We start from the raw sequence: 21,790 nt of genomic DNA on the forward strand, positions 1-21,790 counted from the left end.
TCCGCCGCTTGAACCGGCGCGGCAGGGTTTTACTGGCTATCGTTAAGCCAAGGATTATCGGATGGAAGCCGACCCACGCATGAAGCGCCTCGCCCTTCGCTATTACGGTGCCCTGTGCCTATGGCTGGCAGCGGCCTGGCTATGCCCGCAGGCTCTGGCCGAGCATGAGGTGCGCGTGGGCATCTACCCCAACGAGCCCAAGCTGCTGCTCGACCAGAACAGCCGCCCTTCGGGCATTCTCGGTGACCTGCTCGACGAAATCGCCCGCCGCGAAGGCTGGACGCTGGCCGCAGTCAGCTGCCAGTGGCAACAGTGCCTGGAACTGCTCCAGGCCGGCGAAATCGACCTGCTGCCGGATGTGGCCTACAACGAGGCCCGCGCCCAGACCCTGGACTTTCATAAGGTGCCCTCGCTGTACAGCTGGTCGCAGCTCTACAGCCAGCCCGGGGTTCGCCTGGAGTCGATGCTGGATCTTGACGGCCGCAGTATTGCCGTACTGGAAGGCTCGGTGCAGCAGAGCTATCTGCGCGACCTGCTCGACAGCTTCGGCCTCAAGGGGCAACTGGTCAGCGTCAGCAGCCTGATGCAGGGCTTCGAGCTGGTTCAGGTGGGCCAGGCCGATGTGGTGGTGGCCAATCAGCGCTTCGGCGACTTCCACGCACCACGCTTCGATCTGATCGCCACCCCCATCATGTTCCAGCCGGCCCAGCTGTTCTATGCCACGAGCAAGGGCCATAACGCCGAGCTGCTCAACGCCATCGACCGCCACCTGCAGGACTGGCAGAACACGCCCGGCTCCCTCTACTACCAGACCCTGCAGCGCTGGGGCGGCGAACAGCCGCGCCTGCTGATTCCACAAGGGGTCTGGTGGGCCCTGGGCAGCCTCAGCCTGCTGCTGCTGATGGCCGTCAGCGGCGCCGTGCTGCTGCGCCGCCAGGTGGCGGAAAAGACCCGCAAACTGCAAAGCAGCGAACGGCGCCTCAACACCATCCTCGACAGTGTCGAAGCCTACATCTACATCAAGGACCCCGACCTGCGTTACCAGTATGCCAACCGCAAGGTCTGCGAGCTGTTCGGCCAGCCCCGCGAGCAGGTGATCGGCAAGACCGACGAGTACTTCTTCGACATCGATACCGCGGCCAAGCTGCACGAAAATGATCGCCGCGTGCTGAGCCTGGGCGAACGGGTGGAAGCCGAAGAAATCAACCGCAGCCTCGACGGGGACGAGGAGCACGCCTTTATCTCGATCAAACTGCCGCTGCGCAACGCCCAGGGCCAGATCTACGCCCTGTGCGGCATTTCCACCGACATCACCGAGCACAAGCGCAACCTGGAGAAGATCAACCAGCTGGCCTTCTACGACCCGCTGACCGGCCTGCCCAACCGCCGCCTGCTGCTCGACCGCCTGCAACTGGCCCTGGCCAAGCATGACCGCGGCCTGCAACAGGGCGCCCTGCTGTTTATCGACCTGGACAACTTCAAGGACCTCAACGACACCCTGGGCCACGACATGGGCGACCAGCTGCTGCTGCAGGCCGCGGCGCGCCTGAGCCAGCATGTGCGCAGCCAGGACACCCTGGCGCGCCTGGGTGGCGACGAATTCGTGGTCATGCTCGAAGGCCTGAGCAGCGATCCGATGCGCACCGCCCGCCAGGTCGAGGTGGTCGGCAACAAGCTGGTGCAGGCCCTGGCGGCCCCCTACGACCTCAAGGGCCACAGCCATATCAGCACGGCCAGCATCGGCGTCGCCCTGTTTCCCGATGGCGAGTGTAATGTGGATGACATCCTCAAACGCGCCGACCTGGCCATGTACCAGGCCAAGGCGGCCGGACGCAACGCCCTGCGCTTCTTCGACCCGAACATGCAGGCCGAGGTCAGCGCCCGCGCCCGTCTGGAGAACGATCTGCGCCAGAGCCTGGGTGCCGGCCACTTTGTCCTGCACTACCAGCCCCAGGTGGGGGCCCATGGTCAGTTGCTCGGCGCCGAAGCCCTGGTGCGCTGGCAACACCCGGAGCGCGGCCTGGTATCACCGGGCGAGTTTATCCCCCTGGCGGAAAGCACCGGGCTGATTCTGCCCCTGGGCCGCTGGATTCTGCAGGCCGCTTGCGAGCAATTGGTGGCCTGGGGCGGGCAGCCGCAGATGAGCCACCTGAGCCTGGCCATCAATGTCAGCGCGCGCCAGTTCCATCACCCGGATTTTGTCGATGAGGTGCTGGCGATCCTGGCCGAAACCGGCGCCAACCCGAGCCGCCTGGAACTGGAGCTGACCGAGAGCCAGCTGGTAGAAGATGTGGAGGGGCTGATCAGCAAGATGCTGCAGCTCAAGGCCCATGGCGTGCGCTTCTCCCTGGACGACTTCGGCACCGGCTACTCCTCGCTCAACTTCCTCAAGCGCCTGCCGCTGAATCAGCTGAAGATCGACCAGTGCTTCGTCCGCGAATTGCTCGATCACCCCAGCGACGCCGCCATCGTGCGTACCATCCTGGCCCTGGGCAGCAACCTGGGTCTGGCCGTCACTGCCGAAGGGGTGGAAACCCAGGAGCAACGCGACGCGCTGCTGCGCATGGGTTGCCAGAAATTCCAGGGCTATCTGTTCGCCCAACCGGGGCCGGCGGAGATCCTCCAGCACTGGCATAGCATGGCCTGAAACAGGGCCGGCGCCTGGGGCGGCAAGCGCCACCCTGCCGCCTACAAGAGGTCCACTGCCGGCAGCACCGCGGCCTCGAAAGCCTCGACAGCCAGGGGCTTGCCAAACAGGTAGCCCTGGAAGTGCTGACAGCCGTTATCGCGCAGGCACGCCTGCTGCTCCGGAGTCTCCACGCCCTCGGCAATCACCTCCAGCCCCAGGCCAACGGCCATGGCCAGAATGGCCCGTACAATCGCCAGGCTGCCGGGGTTTTCCGGCAGGTCACGGACAAAGGACTGGTCGATCTTCAGCTGATCCAGCGGCAACTGCTGCAGATAGGCCATGGAGGAGTAGCCGGTACCGAAGTCGTCGATGGAGAAGCGGATACCCATGGCCCGTAGCGCCTGCATGCGCTGCACCGCCTTGTCCTTGTCGGTGAGCAGCAGGGTCTCGGTAATTTCCAGTTTCAGGTGCCGCGGATTGGCCTGGGTGTCCTGCAGGATCTGCTGGATCAGCTCGACAAAGTCCTCCTTGTAGAGCAGTCGGGCACTGATATTCACCGCCAGGCTCAGATGGCTCATCTGCGCCCGCACCGCCCAACGGGCCAGTAGCTGGCAGCCCTGGCGCAGGGTCGCCAGGTCCAGTTGTTCAATCAGGCCGCTGCGCTCGGCAATCTCGATAAAGGCCCCGGGGCCGAGCAGGCCCCGCTCGGGGTGCTGCCAACGCACCAGGGCCTCGGCCCCCGACCAGACGCCCTGCCAGTTGGCCTGGGGCTGCAGGAACGCCACGAACTCACCGGCGTCGAGGCCACGGCGAATGTCCTCTTCCAGTTTCAGGCGCATGCTCACGGCCGCCTGCATCTGTGGGTCATAGAAGCTCAGGGCGTTCTTGCCTGCTGCCTTGGAGCTGTACATGGACAGATCGGCGCGCTGCATCAGCTCATCCACCGTCTGCAGTTCATCGTTGAACAGCACCACCCCCAGGCTGGCGCTGTTGTGAAAGCGCTGGCCATAGACCTCATAGGGCTCGCGCAGGGCCAGCAACAGCCCGCTGCCGATATGCTCGACCTGGGCCCCGGCCTCCTCGGCAAAGGGCTCAAGCCCCTCCAGCAGGATGACGAACTCGTCACCCCCCAGGCGGGCCACGGTATCCAGTTCACGCAGGTTGTTGCGCAGGCGCTCGGCCACCTGGCACAGCAGCTCATCACCGACCTGATGGCCATAGAGGTCGTTGACGTTCTTGAAGTCGTCCAGATCGAGGAAGATCAGCGCCGCATACTGCCCCTTGCGGTCGCACTGGATCATGGCCTGCTGCAGGCGATCACGCAGCAGGCGGCGGTTGGGCAGGCCGGTCAGCGGATCGTAGAAGGCCAGGTGCTGAATCTGCTGCTCGGCACTCTTGCGTTCGCTGATATCGGTGAGCGAGGCCACATAGTTGGTCACCCGCCCCTGTTCGTCTCGCACCGCGCTGATGGCCAGCCATTCGGGGAAAACCTCGCCATTCTTGCGCCGGTTCCAGATCTCGCCCTGCCAGACCCCTTCCCGCGCCAGGGTCTGCCACAGTTCCTGGTAGAACTCAGGGCCCTGGCGGCCCGAACCGAGCATGCGGGTGGGCTGACCCACCACATCCTCGGCGCTGTAGCCGGTGATCTGGGTAAAGGCGCGATTGACCTTGAGAATACGGGTCTTGGCATCGGTGATCAGCATGCCCTGCTGGGACTCGAAGGCAATCGAGGCAATGCGTTTGTCCAGCTCCAGGGCCACCCGTTCGGTAATGTCACGCGCCATCAGCACCACGGCGCGCTTGCCCTCGATCAGCGTATCCAGGCGCCGCGCGCGGGCTTCGAAAGTGCGGTGACCAAGCGCCGTCTGCATGCCGTACTCAAGGCTCTGGGCGTCGTCACTGGCCAGGGTACGGGTAATGAACTGCATAAACAGATCGGCCTGGCTGAGCGGCAGCACATCGTGCAGGCGCCGCCCCAGCAAGCCCTGCTCGCCGGCATAGAGCAGGCGGCTGTCCGGGGACTTGACCTTCAGGTAGCGGCCGTCTTCATCCAGCACCAGAGACAGATCAGGCACCGCCTCGGTGATGGCACGCAGCTGCGCTTCGCTCTGGCGCAGGGCCTCGCGGGCCTGCCTCTGGCGTTCGGTATCCCTGAGCAACAGCCCCAGCAGCAGGGTCGAGGGCACCAGCACGGCAACCAGAGGCAACAGCGCATGCTGGATAAACGTGGCGAAGTGCTCGGCCGGCAGCAGCAACAGGTTGAGTACCTGCACCACCTGCAGCAACAGGGCAAAGACCAGCAGGGAGAAGACGTTGAACGGCACCCGCCGGCGCTGATGCAGGTAAGCAAACAGCAGACCCAGCAGCACCGGCATCAGCACATTGAGCAGGCCGGGCACCACGCCCACGCCGCCCAGCCACCCGCGATAGGCGCCGGCCATGGCCCCGGCGACCAGGCCGACCAGGGGGCCGCCAAAGAAGGCCGCCATGCTCAGCACCACGGTGCGTCCATCGAAGATCAGGCCGTCCTCCAGCACCATCGGCATCAGCATGCCGCCGATACAGACCGCGCCGAACAGCGCCCCGGCCGCCAGCTTGCCGAGCAGGGGCCGCGCCTCCAGGCCGCGCATCAGCATGCCGTGCAGCCAGCACAGGGTGATCAGCAGGGTGACATTTTTGATCAGTTCCAGAACCATTCGGTAATCCGCGTATACAGCATGGGGCATGCCTGTGGCCCCAGTCAGTGTAGATGGCAATTCAATAGCGCCGACTGGACGCTCCCTGTGAGCGACAGGCTACAACTCGTCAGCCTCTGTGCGGGCGTTACGCCTGGCGCAGCTGCAGCGCATCCACCAGCTCGGCGGCAATCGCCATGCCCACCAGATCGGCCAGGGTCTCGGCCTGCATGCGTTTCATCACCCGCGAGCGGTACAGGTCGACGGTCTTCACGCTGATCTGCAGCTGTTCGGCCACTTCGCGGCTGGTGTAGCCGCGCACCAGGGGCAGCAGCACGTCGCGCTCGCGCGGGGTCAGGCTGGCCAGGCGCTGCTGCACGGACTCAAGGCGCGGATCGGCCTGGGGCCTGGGCGCCTGACGATCGAGGGCCTGCTGCACGCTGTCGAGCAGCAGCTGCTCGTTGTAGGGCTTCTCGATAAAGTCCACCGCCCCGGCCTTGAACGCGCGCACGACGATGGGCACATCGGCATGGCCGCTGACGAAGATCACCGGCAGCTCGATGCCGCGCGCACGCATTTCCTCCTGCACGTTCAAGCCGCCCATGCCGGGCATGCGTACATCCAGCAGCACGCAGGCATTGGCCTGGGGCTCGCAGGCATCGAGAAAGGCCCGGCCGCTGGTAAAGGGCAGCGCCTTGAGGCCCACCGACTCCAGCAGCCAGAGGGTCGAATCGAGCATGCCCTGATCGTCATCGACCACATACACCAGTTGTTGCTGCAGGCTCATGCCCGGCTCCTTGTCGGTTTATTCATTGTCTTCGCCGCGGCCCAGGGGCAGGCGGCACTCCAGGCACAGGCCACCGCCGGAGTCGGGGCTGGCCTCCAGGGCGCCGCCAAAGCCCTCGATGATGCTGCGGCTCATGGACAGGCCCAGGCCCAGCCCTTCCGCCTTGCTGGTGTAGAAGGGGGTGAACAGCTTGCCCAGCTGTTCGGCACTGGCCCCCGGGCCCTGGTCGATCACCCGGATCGCCAGGCTGCCCTCCACCTCGCGGCTGTGCAGGCGAATCTGCGAGGCCGCGCCGGGATGGCGTTCGCGGTTGGCTTCGATGGCGTTGCGCAGCAGGTTGAGCAGCACCTGCTCCAGCAGCACCCGGTCGGCGTAAACCGCCGGCAGATTGTCGTCCAACTGCTCAATGATGGTCACCTGCCAGCTGCTGGCCTCCCACTGGCACAGGCGCACGGCCTCGCGCGCCACCTCGGCCATATCCAGGGCCTGCATACGCCGCTGGCCCTTGCGCAGAAAGGCGCGCAGACGCTTGATCACTTCCGAGGCGTGGTTGGCATGCTCGGTGATGCGCGCCAGGCCCTGGGCCACCTTGTCTGCGGCCTGGGGGTTGTCGCCCAGATGCTTGAGGTAACGCTGGCTGGCGCTGGCGTAGTTGACCACCGCCGCCAGGGGCTGGTTGATCTCGTGGGCGATACCCGACGCCAGCTCGCCCAGGGTGACCAGCCGCGCGGTGTGCGCCAGCTCGTCCTGATGGCGGCGCTGCTGGGCCTCACGCAGCTCGCGCTCGGTCATGTCGCGGGCCACCAGGGAGTAGTAGTGCTCGCCATCGCGGCCCCGGTGCGCCAGCAGCACCAGGGACACCGGCAGCGGCGCGAGGCCGCCCAGCGGCAGCAGACGTGCCTCGCTGCTCCACACCCCGGCCGCATCGGCACAGGCCCAGCCCGTGTCATGCAGGCGGCGCAGATCATCCGTGGCCAGCAGGGTATCCAGGGTCGGCAGGGGCTTGCGCTCATCGATATGCAGGGCATGCCGGGCCGAGGGGTTGAGGTGGGTCAGGCGCCCGCCCGGGTCGATAAACAGCACCAGATCGGTGTTGGCCTCCACCACCTCGGCCAGGCGCCGCTTGTTTTCCTCGGCCAGAACCCGGGCGGTGATATCGCGGGATACGCTGACCACCTCCACCACCGCGCCGGTATAGGTTTCGCGAATGGCGCGGCTGGCCGTTTCGAACCACAGGTAATGGCCATCACGGTGGCGAATGCGATAGGTCATGGTGTGGTAGCCATCCTGCTCCAGGGCTTCGCGGGCGCTGTCCACCAGGTGTTGACGGTCCTGCTCATGGAACAGGGCCTGCACCGGGGTGCCGCGCAGGCTCTCCGGCCAGTAGCCAAGCAGGGTGCCGCTGGCCGGCGAGGCATCGAGAAACAGCCCGTCCGGCGTATGCCGGGAAATCAGGTCGGTGGTGTTTTCGGTGATCAGGCGATACAGCCGGCTGGCCTTGGCCGCCTCGCGCTCGGCCTGCACCTGGACGGTGGCCAGGCGTGCCCGGGCCAGCACCCGCTGCTCGGCCAGGTCCGGCATAAACAGCCAGATCAGCACCTGGCCCTGATGCTGCGCCTCCACTTCCTCGATGGCCCGCCCCTGCTGCAGGCAGGCGCGCACCAGCTGCTCGGCATTCACCGGCAGCCAGTGCCTGAGCGTCGTCAGCGGCTGCGGCCCGAGCAGCGCCAGCAGGGCGGCGTTGAGCTGCAGCGGCCGTGCCTGGGCATCCAGCAGCAGGCTCGGTTGTGGGTCGCTGCCCAGCAGCAGGCTGCCCCGGGGCTGCTGCGGCAGGCTTTCCAGCAGCGCCAGCAACAGGCCGTGGAGCAGGGCCAGCCAGGCATCTCCGACGCCTTCCTGCAATTCGATGATCAGCAGCCCGCTGCGCCCCTTGTCCAGCTCCAGGGCCAGAGCCCGGCCCTGGCTCAGGCCGGCCCGGCGCAGGCGCCCGGCCAGCCAGCAGGAGAGCTGGCGCAGTTCGCCCAGGTCCAGGCTCGGCTCGCCCTGCAAACGCTCGAACAGTTGCTGATCGCTGGCCTGCAGCGGGTCGCCAAAGCCCGGCGGCAGGTGCGGCGCGCCGCCCTCGTGGCTGTAGATGGCGGTGCCCGGCTGCCAGCTCAGGTAAAAGGCCTGACGCACCTCGGGGCAAGCCTGCAGGGTGCGCAGCAGGGCATCGGCGCGTACCCCCAGGGGCAGGCACTCGCGCTGCAGCAGCAGCCAGCTGTTGAGCTGCACATTGAGGTCATTCATCGATCGGCTTCCATGGGGCGAACCAGCATCGGCGGCCCTGGCGATGAATGCAACTCGACCAAGGCCTGACTCGCGCTAAAAATATAGTAGTTATTCTATACAACTATGGTTTAACTTCCATAAAAATATGAATTGATCTATAAAATCCACCCAGAACAATAGCGGAGCCACGCAGGCTCCCGAGCATTCAATCTGCCGTGGGTACTCGCATGTCGATCTACGAACAGGGCCTTGCGCCTGCCGCCGTCAACCATATCGCCCTCTCGCCCCTGAGTTTTATCGAGCGCACCGCCAGCGTTTACCCACACTACCCGGCCGTGATCCATGGTTCGATCCGCCGCGACTGGGCCGAGACCTACGCGCGTTGCCGACGCCTGGCCTCGGCCCTGGCCGGCCGCGGCATCGGCAAGGGCGACACGGTGGCGGTGATGCTGCCGAATATCCCGGCCATGCTCGAAGCGCACTTCGGCGTGCCGATGATCGGCGCGGTGCTCAACACCCTCAACGTACGCCTGGACGCCGAGGCCATCGCCTTTATGCTGCAGCACGGCGAGGCCAAGGTGCTGATCACCGACCGCGAGTTCCATGAGGTGATCCGCGCCGCCGTCGGCATGCTCGACCACCCGCCACTGGTGATCGACGTGGACGACCCGGAATACGGCGAAGGCCAGGCGGTCAGCGACCTCGACTACGAAGCCCTGCTGGCCGAAGGCGACCCGGACTTTGCCTGGCAGTGGCCGGATGACGAGTGGCAGGCGATCAGCCTCAACTACACCTCCGGCACCACCGGCAACCCCAAGGGCGTGGTCTACCACCACCGCGGCGCCTACCTCAATTCCCTGGGCAACCAGATGACCTGGGCCATGGGCAACCATCCGGTATACCTGTGGACCCTGCCGATGTTCCACTGCAACGGCTGGTGCTACCCCTGGACCATCACCGCCCTGGCCGGGGTGCATGTGTTCCTCCGTCGCGTCGATCCGCAGAAGATCCTGCACCTGATCCGCGAGCATCGGGTCAGCCATATGTGCGGCGCGCCCATCGTGCTCAACGCCCTGGTCAATATGCCGGCTGCGGCCAAGGCCGCCATCGAACATCCGGTCAATGCCATGGTGGCCGGCGCGGCACCACCGGCCAAGGTCATCGGCGCGGTGGAGGAAATGGGCATCAAGGTTACCCACGTCTACGGCCTGACCGAGGTGTATGGCCCGGTCACCGTATGCGCCTGGCATGCCGCATGGGATGAACTGCCACTGGATGAACGGGCGCGCATCAAGTCGCGCCAGGGCGTGCGCTACCCGACCCTGGAAGGGGTGATGGTGGGCGATCCCAAGACCCTGGAGCCGGTGCCCCGCGATGGCGAAACCATCGGCGAGATCTTCATGCGCGGCAACACCGTGATGAAGGGCTACCTGAAGAACCCCAGCGCCACCAGCGAGGCCTTCGAGGGTGGCTGGTTCCATACCGGCGACCTGGCGGTGTGCCACCCGGACGGTTATGTGGAAATCCGCGACCGGCTCAAGGACATCATCATCTCCGGTGGCGAGAACATCTCCACCATCGAGGTGGAAGGCGTGCTCTACCGCCACCCGGCGGTGCTGGAAGCGGCCGTGGTGGCGCGCCCGGACGAGAAGTGGGGGGAAACCCCCTGCGCCTTTATCACCCTCAAGGTGGATCAGCAGGCGACCTGCGAGGCCGACATCATCGCCTTCTGCCGCGAACACCTGGCCGGCTTCAAGGTGCCCAAGACCGTGGTCTTCACCCAGCTGCCCAAGACCAGCACCGGCAAGATCCAGAAGTTCGTCCTGCGCGATATGGCCAAGGCGCTCTGAATCATCCCTCTCTCAACCCTCTGCCGCCTATGGCGGAGGGACGTGAATAACACCGTTTGCACAACAACAAGAACCGGCCTCCGGGCCGACGGAGAACCCCCATGCAAATCTTCAAGCGCCCCGACGGGGCCGAACAACCGCACTGGCCCCTGGGCCCGTTCAAGGTACGCCTGCCCTTCGTGCACTACCGCTGGGAAACCGCGGAAATGCTCCAGGCCCTGATCATGTTCGTGGTCAGCCTGGCGATGATCCCGCTGCTGGAAAAGTACCTCGGCCTGCCCTATGACGTGGCCCTGGCCTATGTGGTGGTGTGCGGCATCGGCTTTATGCTGCCGGCGCTGCTCGGCGTGCCCTTCGTGCCCGGCTGGATCACCCCGGGGATTCCCGTGGTCTTGCTCTTTCTCGGCAACTTCGAGCCGGGTCCTGCGGCGATCCAGGCGCTGTTCGCCCTGCAGTTTCTGGTGTTCGTGATCTTCCTGATTCTCGGCGTGACCCGTTTGGGCAGCACCCTGGTACGGCTGATCCCCAACTCGATGAAGGGCGGCATCATCATCGGCGCCGGTATCGCCGCGCTGATGGGCGAGATTTCCACCGGCGGACGCCTGGCCAATACGCCGATTTCCCTGGTGCTGGGCAGCCTGATCTGCCTTTACCTGATGTTCTCGGTGTCGTTCAAGGGCCTGACCGAGCGCCTGCCCTTCGCGCGCAAGATCGTCAACTACGGCATGGTGCCGGGCATGCTGATCGCCATCTTTATCGGCATCGGTGTGGGCGAGTACAAGATGCCCGACGTGAAGTTCGGCATCACCGCGCCGGCCTTCGCCGAGATGTGGAACTACCTGCCGTTCAACGTAGGCTTCCCCGGCCTGGATGTGTTTCTGCTGGCCGTGCCCACCGCCGTGATCGCCTATGTGATTGCCTTCGGCGACATCATCGTCGGCCAGTCCCTGATGCAGCGCGCCGACGAGCTGCGCACCGACGAGGTGATCGAGAACAATATCGACCGCGTGCACCTGGTGACTGCCATCCGCAACGCCCTGCACGCCTTCTTCGCCCCTTACCCGGGCCTGGCCGGGCCGCTGTGGACCGCCGTGGCGGCGACCATGGCCGAGCGTTACAAGTACGGGCGCAAGGCCATGGACTCGATCTACAGCGGCGCCGGCACCTTCTGGATCACCGGCTTTATCGCCCTGTTCGCCCTGCCGCTGGTGAGTTTCTTCCAGCCGGTCTTGCCGATCGCCCTGTCCCTGACCCTGATCCTCACCGGCTATATCTGCCTGATGGTGGGCTTCGAGCAGCTGGGCAACAACACCGAGCGCGGCGTGGCCGGCACCATGGGTGTGGTCCTGGCCGTGTACGGCGCCGGCTGGGGCCTGGCGGCCGGTGCGGCGCTGTACATCCTGGTGGAGCGTACCCACCTGCTCAGGTTCACCACGAAAACCTCCGTCAACGGCCAAGCCGAGGCCGATTGACCCTGCGGCCCGCTCCGGCGGGCCCTTTTTATCACCTGCCGCGCCTAGCGCGGCCCTGCCTGCGAGAAGCTGTCGATGCCCGAGTACAACGCCCCGCTGCGCGACCTGCGCTTTGTCCTGCATGAAGTCTTTGCCGCCCCCGAACTGTGGGCGCGCCTGCCGGCCCTGGCCGAGACCGTCGATGCCGACACCGCCGACGCCATTCTGGAAGAAGCCGCCAAGGTCACAGGCACCCTGATCGCCCCGCTCAACCGCAGCGGCGACGAGGAAGGGGCGCAGTGGGCGGATGGCGAGGTACGCACGCCGGCCGGGTTCAAGCAGGCTTACGCCACCTATATCCAGGGTGGCTGGGTGGGCCTGTCTGGCAACCCGCAGTACGGCGGCATGGGCATGCCCAAGATGCTCGCCGTGGCCTTCGAGGAAATGCTCTACGGCGCCGGCTCCAGCTTCGCCCTCTACTCGGCGCTTAGCTCCGGGGCCTGCCTGGCCATCGACGCCCATGCCAGTGACGACCTGAAAAACACCTACCTGCCGCCCATGTACGAGGGTCGCTGGGCCGGTTCCATGTGCCTGACCGAGGCCCATGCCGGCACCGACCTGGGACTGATCCGCACCCGTGCCGAACCCCAGGCCGACGGCAGCTACCGCATCAGCGGCAGCAAGATCTTTATCACCGGCGGGGAACAGGACCTGACCGAGAACATCATCCATCTGGTGCTGGCCAAGCTGCCCGATGCCCCGGCCGGCGCCCGCGGCATCTCGCTGTTTCTGGTGCCCAAGGTGCTGGTGGGTGACGATGGCAGCCTGGGTGCGCGCAACACCGTGAGCTGCGGCTCCATCGAGCACAAGATGGGCATCAAGGCCTCCGCCACCTGCGTGATGAACTTCGACGGCGCCAGCGGCTACCTGATCGGCGAACCGAACAAGGGCCTGGCCGCCATGTTCACCATGATGAACTACGAGCGCCTGTCCATCGGCATCCAGGGCATCGGCTGCGCCGAGGCTTCCTATCAGGCCGCCGTCGGTTATGCCCGCGAACGCCTGCAAAGCCGCGCCGCCACCGGCCCGCAGGCGCAGGACAAGGCCGCCGACCCGATCATCGTGCACGCCGATGTGCGCCGCATGCTGCTCACCAGCAAGGCCCTGACCGAAGGCGGCCGGGCCTTTGCCTGCTATGTCGGGCAGCAGCTGGACCTGGCCAAGTTCAGCCCTGATACCGCCGAGCGCCAGGCTGCCGAGGCCCTGGTCGCCCTGCTCACCCCGGTGGCCAAGGCCTTCTTCACCGACAACGGCCTGGAGAGCTGCATCCACGGCCAGCAGGTGTTCGGCGGCCACGGTTATATCCGCGAATGGGGCCAGGAGCAGCTGGTGCGCGATGTACGTATCGCGCAGATCTACGAAGGCACCAACGGCATCCAGGCCCTCGACCTGCTCGGGCGCAAGGTCATCGCCAATGGCGGCGTGGCGCTGCGCCAGTTCACCGCTGAGATTCGCCGCTTTGCCGAGCAACCCGACACGCCTTACGCCGCGCAGCTGCTTGCCGCAGTCGAGCGCCTGGAAGACACCAGCGCCTGGCTGCAGCAGGTCGCCGCCGGCAACCCCGATGAAACCGGCGCGGCCTCGGTGGAGTACCTGCACCTGTTTGGCTACACCGCCTATGCCTGGATGTGGGCGCGTATGGCCGCCGTGGCGCAGAGCAGACTGAGCGAAGACCCGGCCTTCTACGGCGCCAAGCTGGCCACCGCCGAGTTCTTCTTCGCCCGCCTGCTGCCGCGCAGCCTGGGGCTGGAGGCCAGTATTCGTGCCGGTGCGCAGTCGTTGTATGGGCTGGCCGCCGAGCAGTTCTGAGAACCGACTCATGGCCAGCTGCGCGTCGGCCCTGCTGCGTTACAAACAGACTCGGCCTGCTCATTTGCACCAGCAAACTCCGCGCCCTCGTCTGTTTGTGCCTTGCATGGCTCTAGCTCGCAAGGCCATGAACCGGTTCCTACACGTTGAGCGTTTGCGCGGCGTCCCCCACCGAGGCGCCGCGCCTTTTTATTCAGCAAGGTGTCGTGGGGCCGACCAGGCTGTGCACACCGAATACAGCACCGGAGGGCTCAATACCCATCCGGCGAGGACTCTTTATGCGTGAAGTCGTGATTGTCGCCGCCCGTCGCACCGCCATCGGCGCCTTTGGTGGAGGATTGAGCAGTGTGCCCGCCGTGGACCTCGGCGCCGCCGTGATCCGCAGCCTGCTGGCCGATAGCGGCCTGGCCGCCGAGCAGGTGGACGAAGTGATACTCGGCCAGGTGCTCAGCGCCGGCTGTGGGCAGAACCCGGCCCGGCAGAGCACGCTCAAGGCCGGACTGCCCCATACGGTCCCGGCCATGACCCTGAACAAGGTCTGCGGCTCCGGTCTCAAGGCGGTGATTCTCGGCGCCCAGAGCATCGCCTGTGGCGATGCCGAGGTGGTGATCGCCGGCGGCCAGGAAAATATGAGCCAGGCGCCCCATGTGCTCAATGGCTCACGCAATGGCCAGCGCCTGGGCCACGGCCAGCTGCTCGACAGCCTGATCCACGATGGCCTGTGGGATGCCTTCAACGATTACCACATGGGCATCACCGCCGAGAACCTGGCCGAGCAGTACGGCATCAGCCGTGCCGAGCAGGATGCCTTTGCCGCCCGCTCCCAGCAGCGCGCCAGCGCCGCCATTGCGGCCGGGCGCTTCGACGGCGAGATCACGCCCATCGACATCCCCCAGCGCAAGGGCGAGCCACTGCGCGTCGCTCAGGACGAGCAGCCACGCCCCGGCACCCGTGCGGAAACACTGGGCCAGCTGCGCCCGGCCTTCAAGCGTGACGGCACGGTGACCGCCGGCAACGCCTCCACCCTCAACGACGGCGCCGCCGCCGTGCTGCTGATGAGCGCCGACAAGGCCACCGCCCTGGGCCTGCCGATGCTGGCGCGGATCAAGGCCCACGCCAGTGCCGGCGTCGACCCGGCGATCATGGGCATCGGCCCGGTGTTCGCCACCTGCCGCGCCCTGGAAAAGGCCGGCTGGAGCCTGGAGCAGCTGGATCTGATCGAAGCCAACGAAGCCTTCGCCGCCCAGGCCATCGCGGTCGGCCGCGAACTGCACTGGGACAGCGCCAAGGTCAACGTCAACGGCGGCGCCATCGCCCTGGGCCACCCCATCGGCGCCTCCGGCTGCCGTATCCTGGTCAGCCTGATCCACGAGATGATCCGCCGCGACGCCCGCCGCGGTCTGGCCACCCTGTGTATCGGTGGTGGCCAGGGCGTGGCGCTGGTCATCGAACGCTAGCCTGGAACATGGGAGCCGGTGGATGTAAAAAGCGACATCCACCCTACGCCCGATGCGGGCATCACGTAGGGTGGATCACGCTGCACCGATCCACCAGGCCGGAATCGATGGGTATCAACATCCCCATCACCCCTTGGTCCAATGGCCATATTCCCCTGAAGTGGGTCAGGCTTTACCGATCCAACCTGCGACCCCGGACAAGAACCAGAGAAGCCTATGCGAACCCTCACCACCCTCACCGGCAACAGCCAGAAACTCGACGGCGGCGCCATGTTCGGCAACGCGCCCAAGGCCCTGTGGCAGCGCTGGATGGCGCCGGACGAGCTGAACCGCATCGACCTCGGCTGCCGCGCCCTGCTGGTGCAGGAGCCCGGGCGCAATATCCTGATCGAGACCGGCATCGGCGCCTTTTTCAGCCCGGAGCTGAAACAGCGCTTCGGTGTGCAGGAAGAGCGTCATGTGCTGCTCGATAGCCTGGCGGCGGCGGGCCTGAGCGATACCGATATCGATATCGTGGTGCTGACCCACCTGCACTTCGACCACGCTGGCGGCCTGCTCGCCGCCTGGGAAGAGGAGAAACCCGCGCGCCTGCTGTTCCCCAATGCCCAGTTCATCACCGGCCGCCGCCAGTGGCAGCGCGCCTGTGCACCCCATGCACGGGATCGCGCCTCCTATATCCCGGAGCTGCTGCAGCTGCTGGAAGCCAGCGGCCGTCTGCACCTGATCGATGAAAGCGAGCATTGCGAGCTGCTAGGCCCCGACTGGCGCCTGCACTGGAGTGACGGCCACACCCCGGGCCAGCTGCTGCCGGAAGTGGCCATGGCCGGTGGCCCGGTGGTGTTTCCCGGCGACCTGATCCCCGGCGCGCCCTGGGTGCACCTGCCCATCACCATGGGTTACGACCGTTTTCCCGAAGGCCTGATCGAGGAGAAGGAAGCCCTGCTGGCGGACCTGATCGGCCGTGGCGGGCGCCTGGTGTTTACCCACGACCCGGACGTGGCCATGGGCCGGGTGATCTGCGATGCCAAGGGTCGTTATGGTCTGGAACAGACCCAGACGGAGGTGCGTGGACTGGCCGAATAACTCGGTTGCGAATCGGTGCGCACAGCGCACCCTACGGGAGCGGGTAGGGTGCGCCGTGCGCACCAGGCCGGCTAGCAGGCCGTTGAAAAACGTAGACGAGGCAGTCAGCGCAAGGCAAAAACAGGCGAAGAAGCGCAGTTTACGAAGTGTAAATGAGCATTCTGAGCCTGTTTTTAACGCTGCAATGGCAACGCACGACTGCATGGATGCAGGAGGTAGGGCAACGCCGGGAGCCAAAGCCGAGGTAGTTTTTCAAAAGCCTGCTAAAGCCCGCCGCTAACGCCCAGATTCAACCCCAGCGCTGCGGCGCAGGAAAAGGGCAAGAGCACCGTATCCAGCAGCAGGCTGGCCGGCAGATCCAACCCCGGATAGCGCGGCGCCTCGGCGCCGAAGCGCTCACGCGCGCAGCAGCCGCCCTGCAGGGCATAGAGATCCAGGCGGCTGCCGGCATACACCAGCGGCGCGCCCGGCTTGGCGGCGTCCAGGGTGGCCACCGTGGCGCAGCCGGTGAGCGACCATGCCGCCAGCACCAGCAGCGCGCGCTTACTCATTGCTGCTCAGATGATGCTCACCCCAGCGCGGCAGCATGTCCTGGGGAATATTCAGGCAGTTGAGGATGCGCGCCACGACGAAATCGATCAGGTCATCGATGGTCTGCGGCTGGTGATAGAAACCCGGCGCGGCGGGCAGGATGGTCGCGCCGAGGTTGGACAGCTTGAGCATGTTTTCCAGATGGATGCTGGAAAACGGTGCCTCGCGCGGTACCAGAATCAGCTGGCGCCGCTCCTTCAGGGCCACATCGGCGGCGCGCTCGATCAGGTTGTTGCAGGCCCCCGTGGCAATGGCCGAGAGGGTCCCGGTTGAGCAGGGCACCACCACCATGGCCGTCGGTGCACCGGAGCCGGAGGCCGCCGGGGCCATCCAGTCCTCCTTGCCATACACGCGAATCTGCCCGGGCGCGGCGCCGGTGTATTCACTCAGGAACGCCTGCATGGCCTGGGGCTTGCCCGGCAGGGCCACGTCGGTCTCGGTGGCCATCACCAACTGCGCGGCCTTGGAGATCAGAAAGTGCACCTCGCGCTCCTCCTGTACCAGACAGTCGAGCAGGCGCAGGCCGTACTGGGCGCCCGAAGCGCCGGTCATAGCCAGGGTAATACGTTCGGGTCCGCTCATCGAGATTCCTCGGTTGTGGTGGAAAACGCTGCGCGGTTTTCCACCCTACAGGGCTTGCATGGTCAGTAGGGTGGAAAACGCCGCAGGCTTTTCCACCACTGCCTCAGTTCGTCAGCGCCGCCGCCAGCTTGCCATGCAGGCCGCCAAAGCCGCCGTTGCTCATTACCACGATCTGGGTGCCCGGCGCGGCTTCGGCCTTGACCCCGGCAATGATCGTTTCCAGAGAATCACAGACCTGCGTCGGTACGGTCGAGGTCGCCACGGTACCAGCCAGATCCCAGCCGAGATTCGGCGGCGCGTACCAGTACACCGAATCGGCCTGCACCACGGACTGCGGCAGCCCATCACGGTGCGCGCCCAGCTTCATGGAATTGGAGCGCGGCTCGACAATGGCGATCAGCCTGGCATCGCCGATGCGCTTGCGCAGGCCGTCCAGGGTGGTGGCAATGGCCGTGGGGTGGTGGGCGAAGTCATCGAAGATGGTCACGCCATTCACCTCGGCGACCTTCTCCATGCGCCGCTTGGCATTGATAAAACGGCCCAGGGCCTCAATGCCCAGCGCCGGCACCACGCCGACATGCCGCGCCGCCGCCAGCACCGCCAGGGCGTTGGCCACATTGTGCTGGCCGGTCAGCTCCCACTGCACCACGCCTTCGGCCTTGCCATCGAACAGCACCTCGAACTGCGAGCCATCGGCACTGAGCAGGCGCGCCTGCCACTGGCCGCCTTCGCCGGTGGTCTGCACCGGGGTCCAGCAGCCCATCCCGATCACCCGCTGGAGCGCCGTTTCGCTGGCCGGGTGAATGATCAGCCCTTCGCTCGGCACGGTGCGCACCAGGTGGTGGAACTGCCGTTCGATGGCCGCCAGGTCCGGGAAGATATCCGCGTGATCGAACTCCAGGTTATTCAGGATGGCGGTACGCGGGCGGTAGTGCACGAACTTGCTGCGCTTGTCGAAGAAGGCGCTGTCGTACTCGTCGGCCTCCACCACGAAGAACGGCGTGTCGCCAAGGCGCGCGGAGATGCCAAAGTTCTGCGGCACCCCGCCAATCAGAAAGCCCGGGCTCATGCCGGCATGTTCCAGCACCCAGGCCAGCATGCTGGAGCTGCTGGTCTTGCCGTGGGTACCGGCCACGGCCATGACCCAACGGCCCTGCAGCACATGGTCGGCCAGCCACTGCGGGCCGCTGACATAGGGCAGCCCCTTGTTCAGCACATATTCCACCGCCGGGTTGCCGCGGCTCATGGCATTGCCGACCACCACCAGATCCGGCGCCGGATCGAGCTGGGCCGGATCATAGCCCTGGATCAGCTCGATGCCCTGGGCCTCCAGCTGAGTGCTCATGGGCGGGTAAACATTGGCGTCGGAGCCGGTGACGCGGTGCCCCAGTTCCTTGGCCAGCACCGCCAGCGAACCCATAAAGGTGCCGCAGATGCCGAGAATATGGATATGCATGATTGTCCTCAAAGTGCCGCACGAGCGGCTGCCTCAACAGTGGCCGCAGGTTAGCACAGCGCCTGGGCGGCGGCAGCGCCTGGCCATTGCGTCAGGTTTTGGCACAGGGGTTGCGTTAGCAGGTGGCAAACGCCTCTAACAGGCTGTTTGGCCGCAATACGCGCCGCAGGTTCAGCCGATACGGTGCAGCGGCCGTCAGCGCGGCACTGCTTTGGCGCACAACCGCCTTGTCACCCTGGAGATACGATGCCCAGTTACAGCCATAGCGTCGGCGGCCAGACCTACCGTTTCGACAGCCTGCGCCAGCTGCTGGCCAAGGCCAGCCCGGCGCGCTCCGGCGACTACCTGGCCGGCCTCGCTGCCAGGAGCGCCAGTGAGCGGGTGGCGGCGCAGATGTGCCTGGCCGAAGTGCCGCTCAAGCGCTTTCTCGACGAGGCGCTGATCCCCTACGAGCAGGATGAGGTCACCCGGCTGATCATCGACAGCCACGATACCGCGGCCTTCGCTCCAATCAGCCACCTGTGCGTGGGTGATCTGCGCGACTGGCTGCTCGGCGAGCAGGCCGACGAGGCCAGCCTGGGCGCCCTGGCCCCGGGCCTGACCCCGGAAATGGTGGCCGCTGTCGCGAAGATCATGCGCCTGCAGGACCTGATCCTGGTGGCGCAGAAAGTCCGCGTGGTCAGCCGTTTTCGCAACACCCAGGGCCTGGCCGGGCGCATGGGCACCCGCCTGCAGCCCAACCATCCCACGGATGACGCCGCCGGCATCGCCGCCAGCCTGTTCGACGGGCTGCTGTATGGCAACGGCGATGCCATGCTCGGGATCAACCCGGCCACCGACAGCCTGGCCAGCATCTGCGAGCTGCTGCGCATGCTCGACGGCATCATCCAGCGCTACGAGATCCCCACCCAGGCCTGCGTGCTGACCCATATCACCAGCGCCATCGAGGCGATCAACCGCGGCGTGCCGCTGGACCTGATGTTCCAGTCCATCGCTGGCACCCAGGCGGCCAACGCCAGCTTCGGCATCAATCTGCAGCTGCTGCAGGAAGGCTACGAGGCCGGTCTGAGCCTCGGACGTGGCAGCCTGGGCCATAACCTGATGTATTTCGAAACCGGCCAGGGCAGTGCCCTGTCGGCCAACGCCCACCATGGTGTCGATCAGCAGACCTGTGAAGCCCGCGCCTATGCAGTAGCCCGGCAGTTCAAGCCCTTTCTGGTCAATACCGTGGTCGGTTTTATCGGCCCGGAGTACCTGTACAACGGCAAGCAGATCATCCGCGCCGGCCTGGAAGACCACTTCTGCGGCAAGCTCTTGGGCCTGCCGATGGGCTGCGACATCTGCTACACCAACCACGCCGAAGCCGATCAGGACGATATGGACAACCTGCTGACCCTGCTCGGGGTGGCCGGTTGCACCTTTATCATGGGCATTCCGGGCTCCGACGACGTGATGCTCAACTACCAGACCACCTCCTTCCACGACGCCCTCTATGCCCGCCAGACCCTGGGCCTGCGCCCGGCCCCGGAGTTCGAGGCCTGGCTACAGCGTATGGGCATCATGACCCAGCCCCAGGGCCGTCCACACCTGGGCGACAGCCTGCCCCCCGCCTTCCGCCAGGCGCTGGCCCAGGCCAACTGATCGAAACCCTCCGGGAGGACTTGCCCATGCATCAGCCCCACACCCTGGCCTGCACCCGCGAAGACGCCTGGCAACCCCTGCGTCGCCTGACTCCGGCGCGGATCGCCCTGGGCCGTGCCGGCACCAGCCTGCCGACCCGCGCCCAGCTGGACTTCCAGCTGGCCCACGCCCAGGCCCGGGACGCCGTGCACCTGCCCTTCGCCGCCGCCGAGCTGGCCGAGCGCCTGCCCGGTCCCAGCCTGCTGCTGCACAGCGCCGCCGTGGACCGCGACACCTACCTGCAGCGCCCGGACCTGGGCCGATGCCTGAGCCAGCAGTGCGCCGAGCGACTGGACCAACACCGGGCCAATAATCCCGAGGGCTATGACCTGGCCCTGGTGGTGGCCGATGGTCTGTCCGCCCTGGCCGTGGAGCGCCATGCCCTGCCCATGCTGCAGCGCATCGAACAGCTGGCCGACGCCGAAGGCTGGCGCCTGGCCCCCACCTGCCTGGTCACCCAGGGCCGGGTGGCAGTGGCCGACGAGGTGGCCGAGCGCCTCGGCGCGCGCATGGTGGTGATCCTGCTCGGTGAACGCCCCGGGCTCAGCTCGCCGGACAGCCTGGGCCTGTACTTCACCTATGCACCGCGGGTCGGCCTGACCGACGCCAGCCGCAACTGCATCTCCAACATACGCCTGGAGGGCCTGAGCTATGCCATGGCCAGCCACCGCCTGCTGTATCTGATGCGCGAGGCCTGGCGTCGCCAGTTGTCGGGTGTGCAGCTTAAGGATGAAGCGCAAGTGCCGCACTTAAGCGGCACAAGCCGAGTGGCGAATTTCCTGCTGGATTGAGGCACAGTAACCAAACGCTTGTTTGGATTGCACTTTCCAAAAGCTTTAGGCAGCATCGGGTTCGTTTGCTGGCAGTGCAATGAGCTGCCGAAGCCATCCACCTGATCAAGTCGAGGCTCACCATGCGCATTGTTCAAGCCACCCTGGAACATCTGGATCAGCTGACCCCCTTGTTCGTCGACTACCGCGAACTGTTCGGCCAGCTGCCCTACCCGGATTCCTCGCGCAGCTTTCTGGAAAAGCGCATCAGCCGTAAAGAGTCGGTGATCTATCTGGCCATGGCCGATGACGAAGACAAGATTCTCGGTTTCTGCCAGCTCTACCCCAGCTTCTCCTCCCTGTCGCTCAAGCGCGTCTGGGTGCTCAACGACATCTACGTCTGCCAGGACGCCCGTCGCCAGCTGGTGGCCGACCGCCTGATCCAGGCTGCCAAGCAGATGGCCAAGGAGACTAACGCCGTGCGCCTGCGCGTGGCCTCCAGCGTCAACAACGAGGTGGCGCACAAGCTCTACGAGTCAATCGGCTTTACCGAGGACACCGAGTTCAAGAACTTCGTTCTGCCCGTGACCGAAGACCCCACCGCGACCTGATCCTGCAACGCTGCAAGGAACCCCGGCC

15 protein-coding genes are annotated in these 21,790 nt (G+C 65.8%); 9 read left to right on the forward strand and 6 right to left on the reverse strand.

The window, feature by feature from the left end; translation table 11 throughout:
* Positions 1-61: 61 nt before the first annotated feature.
* Complete coding sequence (locus GJV18_RS16120) at positions 62-2,647, forward strand: EAL domain-containing protein (RefSeq protein WP_218572145.1); 2,586 nt, start codon at positions 62-64, stop codon at positions 2,645-2,647.
* 41 nt (positions 2,648-2,688) lie between these two features.
* Here GJV18_RS16120 and GJV18_RS16125 read toward each other — a convergent pair whose 3' ends face one another.
* The 3 genes from GJV18_RS16125 to GJV18_RS16135 all read right to left on the reverse strand — a co-directional run bounded on the left by GJV18_RS16125 (position 2,689) and on the right by GJV18_RS16135 (position 8,380).
* Positions 2,689-5,325 carry an EAL domain-containing protein gene (locus GJV18_RS16125; protein ID WP_160347475.1) on the reverse strand — a complete coding sequence of 879 codons (2,637 nt, stop codon included), beginning with the start codon at positions 5,323-5,325 and terminating at the stop codon, positions 2,689-2,691.
* A gap of 127 nt (positions 5,326-5,452) precedes the next feature.
* On the reverse strand, positions 5,453-6,091 hold the full coding sequence (locus GJV18_RS16130; RefSeq protein ID WP_160347477.1) for a response regulator transcription factor: 639 nt from the start codon (positions 6,089-6,091) through the stop codon (positions 5,453-5,455).
* 18 nt (positions 6,092-6,109) lie between these two features.
* Positions 6,110-8,380: a PAS domain-containing sensor histidine kinase gene (locus GJV18_RS16135; protein ID WP_160347479.1), complete on the reverse strand. Its 2,271-nt coding sequence runs from the start codon at positions 8,378-8,380 to the stop codon at positions 6,110-6,112.
* A 209-nt stretch (positions 8,381-8,589) separates the two neighbouring features.
* Here GJV18_RS16135 and GJV18_RS16140 point away from each other — a divergent pair, with 209 nt between their 5' ends.
* The 5 genes from GJV18_RS16140 to GJV18_RS16160 all read left to right on the forward strand — a co-directional run bounded on the left by GJV18_RS16140 (position 8,590) and on the right by GJV18_RS16160 (position 16,072).
* A complete protein-coding gene (locus GJV18_RS16140; protein ID WP_160347481.1) occupies positions 8,590-10,212 on the forward strand; it encodes an acyl-CoA synthetase in 1,623 nt (540 codons plus the stop codon).
* A 101-nt stretch (positions 10,213-10,313) separates the two neighbouring features.
* On the forward strand, positions 10,314-11,684 hold the full coding sequence (locus tag GJV18_RS16145; protein WP_160347483.1) for a solute carrier family 23 protein: 1,371 nt from the start codon (positions 10,314-10,316) through the stop codon (positions 11,682-11,684).
* 75 nt (positions 11,685-11,759) lie between these two features.
* Entirely contained in the window at positions 11,760-13,532 is a 1,773-nt protein-coding gene (locus tag GJV18_RS16150; RefSeq protein WP_160347485.1) for an acyl-CoA dehydrogenase C-terminal domain-containing protein, read from the forward strand.
* A gap of 278 nt (positions 13,533-13,810) precedes the next feature.
* The gene (locus GJV18_RS16155; RefSeq protein WP_160347487.1) at positions 13,811-14,989 is read left to right on the forward strand and encodes an acetyl-CoA C-acetyltransferase; all 1,179 of its coding nucleotides are present in this window, start codon (positions 13,811-13,813) and stop codon (positions 14,987-14,989) included.
* 216 nt (positions 14,990-15,205) lie between these two features.
* Positions 15,206-16,072 (forward strand): MBL fold metallo-hydrolase, encoded by an 867-nt coding sequence (locus GJV18_RS16160; RefSeq protein ID WP_160347489.1) that lies wholly within the window; start codon positions 15,206-15,208, stop codon positions 16,070-16,072.
* Between the two features lie 263 nt (positions 16,073-16,335).
* Here the strand turns inward: GJV18_RS16160 and GJV18_RS16165 are convergent, their stop codons facing one another.
* The 3 genes from GJV18_RS16165 to mpl form a co-directional block, all read right to left on the reverse strand.
* Complete coding sequence (locus GJV18_RS16165) at positions 16,336-16,623, reverse strand: YceK/YidQ family lipoprotein (RefSeq protein ID WP_160347491.1); 288 nt, start codon at positions 16,621-16,623, stop codon at positions 16,336-16,338.
* On the reverse strand, positions 16,616-17,245 hold the full coding sequence (gene ubiX, locus GJV18_RS16170; protein WP_160347493.1) for a flavin prenyltransferase UbiX: 630 nt from the start codon (positions 17,243-17,245) through the stop codon (positions 16,616-16,618). The genes GJV18_RS16165 and ubiX overlap by 8 nt, the downstream gene beginning before the upstream one ends.
* Before the next feature lie 103 nt (positions 17,246-17,348).
* Positions 17,349-18,701: a UDP-N-acetylmuramate:L-alanyl-gamma-D-glutamyl-meso-diaminopimelate ligase gene (gene mpl / locus GJV18_RS16175; protein ID WP_160347495.1), complete on the reverse strand. Its 1,353-nt coding sequence runs from the start codon at positions 18,699-18,701 to the stop codon at positions 17,349-17,351.
* A 246-nt stretch (positions 18,702-18,947) separates the two neighbouring features.
* Here mpl and GJV18_RS16180 point away from each other — a divergent pair, with 246 nt between their 5' ends.
* From GJV18_RS16180 to GJV18_RS16190, 3 genes are all read left to right on the forward strand, one after another.
* Positions 18,948-20,342 (forward strand): ethanolamine ammonia-lyase subunit EutB, encoded by a 1,395-nt coding sequence (locus GJV18_RS16180; protein WP_160347497.1) that lies wholly within the window; start codon positions 18,948-18,950, stop codon positions 20,340-20,342.
* Positions 20,343-20,368: 26 nt separating this feature from the next.
* On the forward strand, positions 20,369-21,172 hold the full coding sequence (gene eutC, locus GJV18_RS16185; RefSeq protein WP_160347498.1) for an ethanolamine ammonia-lyase subunit EutC: 804 nt from the start codon (positions 20,369-20,371) through the stop codon (positions 21,170-21,172).
* A gap of 122 nt (positions 21,173-21,294) precedes the next feature.
* A complete protein-coding gene (locus GJV18_RS16190; RefSeq protein ID WP_160347500.1) occupies positions 21,295-21,762 on the forward strand; it encodes a GNAT family N-acetyltransferase in 468 nt (155 codons plus the stop codon).
* Positions 21,763-21,790: the final 28 nt, after the last annotated feature.

It is taken from the genome of Pseudomonas xionganensis (assembly GCF_009763245.1).
Lineage (GTDB): Bacteria > Pseudomonadota > Gammaproteobacteria > Pseudomonadales > Pseudomonadaceae > Aquipseudomonas > Aquipseudomonas xionganensis.